This is a genomic window from Micromonospora sp. CNZ322 (assembly GCF_007827755.1).
Genome location: NZ_VITD01000030.1, coordinates 1 through 1,433 on the forward strand (window position 1 = coordinate 1; position 1,433 = coordinate 1,433).

The 1,433-nt window shown below is 67.7% G+C and carries 1 protein-coding gene; it reads right to left on the reverse strand.

Going from position 1 to position 1,433, the window contains the following annotated elements:
• Positions 1-46: 46 nt before the first annotated feature.
• The gene (locus FB453_RS33950) at positions 47-1,309 is read right to left on the reverse strand and encodes an ISL3 family transposase (RefSeq protein WP_145796910.1); all 1,263 of its coding nucleotides are present in this window, start codon (positions 1,307-1,309) and stop codon (positions 47-49) included.
• Positions 1,310-1,433 lie beyond the last annotated feature (124 nt).

The following is a 1,433-nucleotide window of genomic DNA, read 5'->3' on the forward strand; positions in this document are numbered from 1 at the left end:
GAGGCATATTTATGGGTCTTGTGTTGGATGTGTGGGTCGGTGGTGGTCATCGGTGGGGTAGTTGGGGTCGGTGGCCGCCGAGGCTGAGCATGGCTAGGGCGATGAGGGCGTCGGGTGAGTGGAAGCCGAAGGCCATCCGGGTGATCAGGCGGATCTTGGCGTTGACGGATTCGATGCGGCCGTTGGACAGGCCGTGTGCGATGGAGGCGATGATCGCGTCGCGGTGACGCACCACGCGGCGTTGGAGGTCGACGAAGACGTCGATGCGGCTGCGGCGGGCCCACCCGATCCACCGGTCGAGGGCTTCGACCGCCGCTGGCGGGCTGGTCTTGGCCAGGGTGAACACCAGCCGTAGGCCTTCCTTCAACGCCCAGGCCCGATGCAGGCGGGGATGGGTCTTGGCGATCCAGGCGAGTTTGGCCTGCTGGGCGTCGGTGAGGTTCTCCGGGTTCTTCCACAACGCCCAGCGGGTGTTTTTCAGCTGGCGGGCCGCGCCGACGGCGACACCGCGACGGCCTGCGCCTCGACCGGTGGCCTCGTTCCAGGCTTGGCGGCGAACCCGATCCACGGCGTCGGTGGCCCAGGCCACGACATGGAACGCGTCGGCGCAGCGCACCGCGTTCGGGCAGCGACGACGCACGACAGTGGTGATCCAGTCCGCTCCGTCAGCGGACACATGCGTGATCTTCGCAGCCCGATCAGGGCCGAGGAGATCGAAGAACGCGTGCAACGTGGCGGCGCTCTTTCCAGGTGCGGCCCACACCAGACGGCCGGTGTCGTGATCGACGACCACGGTCAGATACCGGTGGCCCTTCTTGTAGCTGACCTCGTCGATCCCGATACGCCGCAACCCGTCGTATCGGTCCTCAAGGCCACCCGTCTCGGCCCAGACCCGGGCCACGATCGCCCCGACAGTGCGCCACCCGATCCGCATCAACTGCGACACCGCCGACCTTGCCGTATGCACCACCAGCCACGCCACCGTCGCATCGAACGCCCGCGTATGCCCGGCCCCGTGCCGGGCCCATGGCACCGCGGCCACGACCACCCCATGCACACGACAGGAGACCCGAGGCGCGTCCGCCTCGATCACCGCCCGGACCGTCCCCAGATCCAACGCCCGCCACCGACGACGCACCCCGACGTCATAGCGAGGACACCGCCGCCGGCAATGCGGACACCGCCGCGCAGCGCCCTTACGCACCCGCACCCGAGCCACCACCACCGACTCGACCGGATCGAACTCCACACCCTCGACCACCGCCTGCTCGACCCCGAGCAGCCCAGCCCATACCCTGGCAGAACGCACGCCGTTGCCCGCCTAACTAGTTCTGACCTTCGACAAGCCAGAACCTAGGCAGGACAACGGCGTGCGCCATAAACGACGCGCCCAACCACCCACAGACACGTCACAAGACCCATATTTATGCCTC